7 protein-coding genes are annotated in these 8,159 nt (G+C 66.9%); 2 read left to right on the top strand and 5 right to left on the bottom strand.

Annotation, left to right across the window (positions count from 1 at the left end; all coding sequences use genetic code 11):
• Nucleotides 1-94: 94 nt before the first annotated feature.
• A complete protein-coding gene (locus tag ACTOWJ_RS28355; protein ID WP_441337993.1) occupies nucleotides 95-568 on the top strand; it encodes a putative glycoside hydrolase in 474 nt (157 codons plus the stop codon).
• A gap of 97 nt (nucleotides 569-665) precedes the next feature.
• Here the strand turns inward: ACTOWJ_RS28355 and ACTOWJ_RS28350 are convergent, their stop codons facing one another.
• From ACTOWJ_RS28350 to ACTOWJ_RS28330, 5 genes are all read right to left on the bottom strand, one after another.
• Nucleotides 666-1,058 carry a hypothetical protein gene (locus ACTOWJ_RS28350; protein ID WP_441337990.1) on the bottom strand — a complete coding sequence of 131 codons (393 nt, stop codon included), beginning with the start codon at nucleotides 1,056-1,058 and terminating at the stop codon, nucleotides 666-668.
• Between the two features lie 147 nt (nucleotides 1,059-1,205).
• Entirely contained in the window at nucleotides 1,206-3,077 is a 1,872-nt protein-coding gene (locus ACTOWJ_RS28345; RefSeq protein ID WP_441337989.1) for an endonuclease/exonuclease/phosphatase family protein, read from the bottom strand.
• A gap of 76 nt (nucleotides 3,078-3,153) precedes the next feature.
• Entirely contained in the window at nucleotides 3,154-4,428 is a 1,275-nt protein-coding gene (locus ACTOWJ_RS28340; protein WP_441337988.1) for a DSD1 family PLP-dependent enzyme, read from the bottom strand.
• Nucleotides 4,429-4,534: 106 nt separating this feature from the next.
• Nucleotides 4,535-5,911 carry a D-arabinono-1,4-lactone oxidase gene (locus ACTOWJ_RS28335; RefSeq protein ID WP_441337987.1) on the bottom strand — a complete coding sequence of 459 codons (1,377 nt, stop codon included), beginning with the start codon at nucleotides 5,909-5,911 and terminating at the stop codon, nucleotides 4,535-4,537.
• A 49-nt stretch (nucleotides 5,912-5,960) separates the two neighbouring features.
• Nucleotides 5,961-6,347 carry a c-type cytochrome gene (locus ACTOWJ_RS28330; RefSeq protein WP_441337986.1) on the bottom strand — a complete coding sequence of 129 codons (387 nt, stop codon included), beginning with the start codon at nucleotides 6,345-6,347 and terminating at the stop codon, nucleotides 5,961-5,963.
• 374 nt (nucleotides 6,348-6,721) lie between these two features.
• Between ACTOWJ_RS28330 and ACTOWJ_RS28325 the strand changes: the two genes are divergently transcribed.
• Nucleotides 6,722-8,158 (top strand): coniferyl aldehyde dehydrogenase, encoded by a 1,437-nt coding sequence (locus ACTOWJ_RS28325; RefSeq protein ID WP_441337985.1) that lies wholly within the window; start codon nucleotides 6,722-6,724, stop codon nucleotides 8,156-8,158.
• The last annotated feature ends 1 nt before the right edge of the window (nucleotide 8,159 follow it).

Here is an 8,159-nt window from a genome sequence, read left to right as displayed (position 1 = left end):
GCACCTCGGCCTCTCGCAGCTTGTGGATGATCTCTTCGGAACTAAAGCGCTTCTTGGGCATGGTCCAAATCTCCTTGGTCATAGTTTATGAACAATCGATCTGGATCAGTTTTTTCAGGTCAGGTCAAGGCTCGCCGGCGCGTATGCCAGAGAGCACTATCAATCGTGGCCGAGCGGCGATGCGCCCGGCGAGGGCGATATCAACAAGGGCTTGCTCGGCGGCGCCGATTGGGCGTGGATGGCCGCGCTTCACCGCGACATCATGCAGGCCGGGATTGCGTTCTATGCCTTCCCTCACGCGGGCGGCTGGCAGGCGACCGCCAAGATGCGCTACACGCGCGCCTCGTACTTGCTCTGGTACGACCCGGCGATTGCCGGAGCCTTCGCTTACGCGACCGGCGGCGGACCGGATACGGGCCAGGATCCTTACAACGCCGCATGGGTGTTCGATCTGGGCGCGCCGAGCGCCGCCGCCGTGCAGCGCTCGCCGGGCGTATGGACGCGGCGCTTCGCGAGGGGAACCGTGGTGGTGGATTCGAATGCGAAGACCGCCACGGTCGAGCCTTGAGCGGAGAGCGGCGACGACGCTTCGATGGCCAAGCGCTTGTTCGATAAGCGCGCGGGTAAGCGCTGAAGACGTTGTGCGGTCGGAGCGGCCGACGGGTTCAAGCGCGCGGCGCGTGTTCGTCGTGCAGCCCGGTGATCCGGGTCACCCGTCCGACCGCGACTCGTTTTGGTCCTTCGTGGCAATAGAACGTCACGCCCGGGCGAATTCGGTCCCGGTGCACTTCGCGACGCATCTCATCGACGACTACCGTCATGCGGGCCGGCAGTTCGACGTCGATCGGCAGCGGCGTGTCGCAGGGCATCGACTGACCCGATTCGTCGAGGAAGTCCGGCCAGATCATGTACAGGCCGTCGGCGAACGAGTCGTCGGCGTAGCCGAAATCCCAGCGAATCCCGTTGAGCGGCGCGGATATCCGGCCGCCTTCGGCGAAGGTGTAGATGCGGATGATCGCTTCGAAGTCGTCCGCGACCTGGTACAAGCGGCGGTCCATGCTGCATTCCTGGTTCTGAGCAGCGCCGTTATACACCGTCGCGGCGCGCGCAAACGCCTCCCGGGCGAGGCCATTGCAACGCGTCGGGCGGGAGACGGGCGTTTTGGGGGCGGTTGCCGCGCCAGCGGCGCAGCGGCGTCCACCGGCTCAGGGCCCGGTCTTGCGTCCGATATCGGCTACCACCGGCAAGTGATCCGAGGCGACCGTGGCCGGCGCGATGATGCCGCTGGCGCGCAGTTCGGGCGAGAGGAACAGATAATCGAGTTGCTGCACCGGTCGCGCCGCGGGCCAGGTCGGCAAGGGGCGGGCCGCGGCCAAGCCGTCGCGCAGCCTAGTCAGGATCGGACGCAGCCGCGGATCGGAGGGCTCCAGATTGTAATCGCCGGCCAGAATCAACGGCCGGCGTTCGCGGTCCATGCGCGCGACGAGGTGAGCGGCGAGATCGCGCACTTGCCGGACGTCCACGCCGCCTTCTTTCTCGTGCAGGTGACTGACCGCGAGCAGCACTTCGCCGCCGTCGTCGAGCGCGAGTACGCCGCTGAGCGAGCCCGGCCGGGTAGCCACGTCGTAGACGGGCAGGGCGACACGGCGCAGGTCGTGCAGCGGCCATCGGCTCAGGATCGCGTCGCCGAACAGCGGTTCGCTGGCCGGGTTGTAGTAGACATGCATGCGCAGCCGCCGTTGCAACGACGCCAGCACGTCGTGACTGCCGTTGAGCAGGAAGCCGCGGTCGACTTCCTGCAGCATGACGATGTCCGGCGCTTGCGCGGCGATGGCCTCGGCGATGGCGTCGGGATCGAAGCGTCCATCGTCGGATATGCCGTAGCGGATGTTGTAGCTCATGACCCGCAGCGGCCACGCGGCCGCTTGCTGCGACACCGCGGGCGGTGCGGGCGCGCCGACGAATGCGGCGGCGACGCTGGCCGCGCCGGCTAACGCCACGCTGCCTTTCGCCCAGGGCGACGATGCTTGCGACGGCGCCGCGCTTCGGGTCAGCGCCGCTGCCGCGACCAGGGCCGCGATGGCGAGCACGAATGCGGGCCGCGGTATCGGCAGCACCATATCGAAGGCGACGTAATAGACCACCGCCAGCACGAAGCCGAGCAGCAGGCCCAGGTAAGCGGCGAACCCGCGCTGCAGCGCGCCGCCCGCGCGCGCCTGCGCGGCCTGGGCGAGGGCGGCGGGAATCAGCAGGGCCAACAGCGCTTGCGGCAGCGCGATCCAGGACGGAAACGCTTCGCCGTCGCGCGGCAGATCGGCCAGCGCCGTCGCGATCAGCAGCAGCGGCGCCAGCCACCGGCCGTTGCGCGCGCAACCACCGCGCAATGCGATCAGCACGCCGGCCATCGCCGCGATGCCGATCAAGGCGCCGCCCCACCAAGGCGGCGGCCAATCCAGTCCGGTCCAGGTGCGGCCGATCGCGATGGTGATCAGGCCGCCGAGCACCAGCGCAGGTACCGCGGCGAACCACAGCGCCGCGCCCGCTTCGCCGTGCTGGTCGCGGGCTTGCCAGCAACCCGCCAACCAGATCGCCGCGGCGAGCGACAGCAGCGGCCACGCCGACCACGCCGGTTGCCAGCTCAGATCGACGCCGCCGTTGGCCAACTGCATGAGCGTGGTGGCCGCAAGCGCGATCGACACACCGACCGCGCCGTCGCGCGGCGACCATCCGCGCGCGGCGATCGCCAGCAACCACAGCAACGATGCGCACGCGGCGATGGAGCTTGCGTACAACTGCACCTGCGGTTCGCTCACGCTTTGCAACACGATCCGCGCCGCCACCGCGACCGACGCGGCGAACAGCGGCAACCACCGCCCCCGACCTCCGGCCGCCCACGGCACCAGCACGATCAACGGCACCACCCAGGCCAGCGCGAATGCGGCCAGATCGATCGCCGAGGTGGTGCCGGCCGAGCCGAAGATCGTGGTCAGCGAAGGCAGCCAGATGCGCAGGCTGTCGAGCAGCACGAAGCCACCGGCGGCGGTGGCGGCGACGATGGCGGGCGAACGAGGGGTCATGCCGATTCCGGTGGAGTGGGGCGCGAGTACGGCGTGCGGTGGCGATGATGGATCGGGCGAAGTGGACGCCACGCGTTCAGGCGTTGAAGACCGGCCAATAGTCGACGATCTTGCCCGCCCGCATCATCACCAGATCGCCGAACTGCAACAGCACGCTCTCGCTGATCTGCGGACGCAGGAACACATGATCGTCCACGCCCAGCCCGACCGTCGGCGAGGCGTTGACGATTTCCTGGTTGGCGCTGTGGCCGAAGATCTCGTTGAACTGCAAGCCCTTCGGCGATTCGTAATCGGCCAGCCACCAGCCGCCGTAGACGAAGTAGGTCTCGCGCTGGTTCGGATCCCACCACGAGAACAGCTTCGACTTTCCGTCCAGCGCCGGGATCTGGATCGGGCCGTTCTTTTTGATGACCGGCGTGGCGATGAAGGCCGCCGGTTCGTGTTCGGCCAGGGTGTCGATGTCGTAATGGGTAGGCTTGAGCAAGGCGGTGCCGGTGCTGATCTCGCTGCTGAGTTTTTCCGCGCCGTGCAGCTTGTAGCTGGGGCTGCCGCCGGCGTTGAGGGTGAGATCTTCGCGCCACAGGCCCGCGTGCGCGCTGCGCAGGAAATCGACATAGCCCTGATAGCGCGCCATCGCCTTGGCCAACAGTTCCGGCGCGGTTCCCAGGATGGACGGCACGCCCATGCCGACGTGGGCGTCGTAGCCCATGAAGCCGGCGAACTCCAGGTGCTGCGGATGCGCGGCGATGGTCTGGAGCATCTGTTCGAGCACGGCGTTGTCGCCGACCCCTCCGCGGTGCAGGCCGACATCGATCTCGATGTTGGCGCGCAGGCGGGTATTCAGGCCCCGCGCCAGTTGCAGATACTCGTGCAGGCGTTGCGGCGTATCGATCAGCCATTGCAGTTGCCGCGAAGGATCGAAGCCGCCCTTGAGCTGCTGATAGAACTGTTGCGCCGAGCGTACCGGCAAGGGCTTGCCCATCAGCAGGTCGAAGCCGGGGAACAGCTCGGCGTCGAGATTCAGAAAGGGCTGGTGGAACGACATCAGGCGCTGGGTGCCGGCGCGCGCGGCGATGTACTCGATCAGTTTTTGCGACGGCAGCGATTTCTCGACGATCCGGTAATGCTTGCCGGCGCCGCGCAAGGTGGTCGCGACCCGGTCTATATTGCGGTCCAGGCGATCCATGTCGATCACCAGGCACGGCCGCATCGGCCCGTTCTTCTTCAGCTCGGCGTTGAGGGCGCGGAAGTAGGCGTCGTACGGCGCGCCGTTGTCGCCCGGCCGCGCCCACCACACGGCGGCAGCGGCGACGGCGGCGGTGGCACCCAGCACGAAGGTTCGGCGTTTCATGGGCGGTATCCCGATAGAACGGTACGAGCGAGGGCGGACTTCAAGTGGGAGGACTTCATGTGGGCAGACTTAATATGGGCGTACCTCATCGCTCGGCGCGAACCTGTCAGCTCAGGCCGAAGATCGAGCGCAGATGCGCGTTGAGGAACTTGCCGCGCGGATCGAGCGACTCGCGCACCGCCATGAAGTCCTTCCAGCGCGGATACAGCGGCGCCAACTGGCGGGCGTTGAGAGTGTGCAGCTTGCCCCAGTGCGGGCGGCCGTCGTATTTCCAGAAGATCGGCTCGATCTGGGCGAAGAAGTTGTGGTGATCCATCTCGAAGTACTGGTGAACGGAGATCGCGCAGGCGTCGCGGCCCTGGAACATCGACAACGGAATCTGGTCGGCCTTGACGTAACGGTACTCGATCGGGATGAAGCTGTTGAGCTTCTGGTCGCGGATCTTCTTGACGATCTCGCGCAGGCAGGCCGGACCGGCCGCGGCCGGTACCTCGTACTCCATCTCGTTGAAACGCACGTCGCGCACGTTGGCGAAGACTTTGTAGGAGTCGTCGATGACTTCGGGGAAGCTGATCAGGTGGCGGGCGATGAAGTTGACGATCATCGCGTACAGGCGCGGCGAGTCGCGGTGCTCGCGGTGCACCCGGCTCAGCATCAGCGCCTTTTCCACGTCGCCGCCAGGTTCCTTCGCGATCGTGCGCGGATCGGAGGTTTCGTTGATCGCGGTGGCGATGGACACGTCCGAGTGCAGCAGGGTGTTGATTTCGAAATGGTCGTTGTCCTTGATGAGCTGCGGCATCTGCTCCAGCAGCTCCTCGGTGTCCTGCACCCATTCCTTGCGATGCACGCGGAACGCCTTGCGGTTCTGCAGGCGCACCCGGGTGATCAGGCCGAGCGATCCCAGCGAAACGCGCGCGGCATCGAAGATCTCGGGATGATTGCCCGCATCGCAGTCGAGGATCTCGCCGTCGGCCTTGACCAGCCGCAGCCCGATCACGTTGGTCGAATAAGAACCGAAACGCGGGCCGGTGCCGTGGGTGGAGGTGGCGATCGCACCGGCCAGGGTCTGATAATCGATATCGGCCATATTGGGCAGGGCCTGGCCGATCTTCTTCAACGCCGGCCCCATCTGCGACATCGGCGTGCCGCCCCAGAACTCGGCCTGCAGCCGCGCCGGATCGTGGCGGATCATGCCGCTGAGATTGGCCAGCGAAACGATGCTGCCCTCGGTCGGCACCAGCGGGCTGAAGGAATGCGCCGAGCCGACCGGACGCACCGTGCCGACCGCGTCGCGAATCATCGCGGCCAGTTGCTCCTCGCTGGCCGGCGCCAGCCGCGCGGCGGGAATGCAGCTCTGGCCGCCGGACCAGTTGCGCCAGGGAATCGCGCGCGTGGCCGCGCGCGCGCCTGGTGCGGAACTCAGCACGCCGGCCGCGCCCAGCAGCCCGAGGGCCTTGATCACTTCACGTCGACTCAGACTCATTGCGGCCCCTGTTATGCGCACGATGCCGGCCTGTGACCGGCGGGCGAAATCATTCGGATCGGTTTTGCGCCATGTACAGAATCAGCGCGCGGTACTGTTCTTCGTTGCAGTCCATGCACGCACCCATCGGCGGCATGGCCTGGAATCCGTTGATGGTGTGGTCGATCAGGACGTCCAGGCCTTTGGCCAGGCGCGGCGTCCACGCCTTGATGTCGCCGCGCTGCGGGGCGCCGGAGGCCGGCACCGAATGGCAATTGGTGCAACTGCGGTCGTAGACGGCTTGCAGCGGTGCATCGAGCGCGGCCACGGCTGGCGCCGGGTCGGCGGCCGGCGGCGCGGCGTGTTCGGATTGGGAGCAGGCGGTGAGCAAGGTCAGCGCGGTCGCCAGCCACAAACCGCTGCGGTGGGTGGTGAATCGGATCGCGATCGGGTTCATGGCCTTATCCCAGCATGCGGCCGCCCGCAGCCATAGGGTCCGGTGCGGCCAAAACCGGCGGCAGCGGCTGTGGTTGCATGGCTTGCGCACGCTGGGTGCGGATTACGCGGTAGCGGGTGGAACAGTGTCGGGGCTGAAGCCCCTCCCACAAAAGCCGACGTGGCTTCGAAGTTTTTTGTGGGAGGGGCTTCAGCCCCGACGCTTTTAAATCGCGCCACCACGAGTCAGCCACAGCGACACAAACCTCCCATCGCGGCGCTCTATCCGCCACCGGATCGGGCTTTTGGCCGCAAACGTCCCGACCCGTGCGCGCGTAGGCTCGCGCCGCCACCGTAGACTGCGGACTCCACGCGATACGAACGGACGGCTAGCCCATGGACCCCTATCCCAGCACGCCTCCCGGCACGCCCATCGCCGATCTCGCACCGATCTTGCAGACACTGCGCAAGGCCTGGTTCGCCCGGCGACCCGACTACGCGCAACGCCGCGACGACCTGCAGCGGCTGCGCGCGGCGCTCAAGGCGCGCATGGACGAGATGACGCAGGCGCTCGACGCCGATTTCGGCGGCCGCTCGCGCCACGAAAGCCTGCTCGGCGAAGGCATGACGGTATTCACCGAAATCGATCACATCCTCAAGCACCTGCGCCGCTGGATGCGCGCGCAGCGGCGTGCGTCGGGTTGGCGTCTGTGGCCGGCCAAGGCCGAAGTGCGTTACGTACCGCTGGGCGTGGTGGGCGTGATCGCACCGTGGAACTATCCGGTCAGCCTGGCCTTGGTGCCGCTGGCCACGGCGATCGCCGCGGGCAATCACGTTTATCTCAAGCCGTCCGAACACACCCCGCGCACGACCGAGTTTCTGCGCTCGCTGCTGGCACAGGTGTTCCCGCCCGAGCGCGTCGCGGTCGCCACCGGCGGCGGCGAGGTCGGCGCGGCCTTCGCGGCGCTGCCGTTGGACCATTTGTTCTTTACCGGTTCCACCGCGGTCGGGCGCAAGGTCATGGCCGCGGCCGCGCGCAATCTGACGCCGGTGACGCTGGAACTGGGAGGCAAATCGCCAGCGGTGATCGGCATGGACGCGCCGATGGCGCAGTTGGTCGGACGCCTGGCCACCGGCAAGTTCTACAACGCCGGCCAGACCTGCATCGCGCCCGACTACGTGCTGGTGCCGCAATCGCGACGCGACGAACTGGTGCAGGCCTTGCGCGAGGAAGTCGCCCGCCGTTACCCGCACATCGACGGCAGCGCCGACTACACCCGGATCATCAACCAGGCCCAGTACCGGCGCCTGCGCGATTATCTCGATGATGCGCGCGCGCGTGGGCTGGAAGTGATCGAACTGGCCGTGCCGCAGGATGCCGCGCGCGCCGAAGCCGAACGTCTGTTGCCGCCGACGCTGGTGCTAGAACCCGGCGATGAGGCCATGATCATGGGCGAGGAAATCTTCGGCCCGATCCTGGTCGTCAAGAGCTATCGCGATCTCGACGACGCCATCGCCTACATCAACGCCCGCGACCGGCCGCTGGCGCTGTACCACTTCAGCAAGAACAAGGCCGAGACCGAACACCTGCTGGCGAACGTGGTCGCCGGTGGGGTCTGCGTCAACGAGACCTTGTTCCACTACGTGTGCAACGATCTGCCGTTCGGTGGGGTGGGCGCCAGCGGCATGGGCGCTTATCACGGTCGCGAGGGTTTCCTCAGCTTGAGCAAGGCCATGCCGGTGCTGCATCAGCGCGGTTTGCCGCTGAGCGACAAGATCAAGCCGCCGTACCGCGGGCTGGCCGATCGGGTGGTGAAATTGCTGGTGGGGTGAT

This window comes from Lysobacter sp. CA199 (genome assembly GCF_052078715.1).
Classification (GTDB): domain Bacteria; phylum Pseudomonadota; class Gammaproteobacteria; order Xanthomonadales; family Xanthomonadaceae; genus Lysobacter.
The sequence above is the reverse complement of the archived record's forward strand: the minus strand, read 5'-3'. Positions and strand labels throughout refer to the sequence as shown.

What these genes read in the sequence shown, in the direction of transcription:
- ACTOWJ_RS28340 (WP_441337988.1), bottom strand. Translation starts at nt 4,428, where the DNA reads ATGAAACGCCGAACCTTCGTGCTGGGTGCCACCGCCGCCGTCGCCGCT.
- ACTOWJ_RS28330 (WP_441337986.1), bottom strand. Translation starts at nt 6,347, where the DNA reads ATGAACCCGATCGCGATCCGATTCACCACCCACCGCAGCGGTTTGTGG.
- ACTOWJ_RS28350 (WP_441337990.1), bottom strand. Translation starts at nt 1,058, where the DNA reads ATGGACCGCCGCTTGTACCAGGTCGCGGACGACTTCGAAGCGATCATC.
- ACTOWJ_RS28335 (WP_441337987.1), bottom strand. Translation starts at nt 5,911, where the DNA reads ATGAGTCTGAGTCGACGTGAAGTGATCAAGGCCCTCGGGCTGCTGGGC.
- ACTOWJ_RS28345 (WP_441337989.1), bottom strand. Translation starts at nt 3,077, where the DNA reads ATGACCCCTCGTTCGCCCGCCATCGTCGCCGCCACCGCCGCCGGTGGC.
- ACTOWJ_RS28325 (WP_441337985.1), top strand. Translation starts at nt 6,722, where the DNA reads ATGGACCCCTATCCCAGCACGCCTCCCGGCACGCCCATCGCCGATCTC.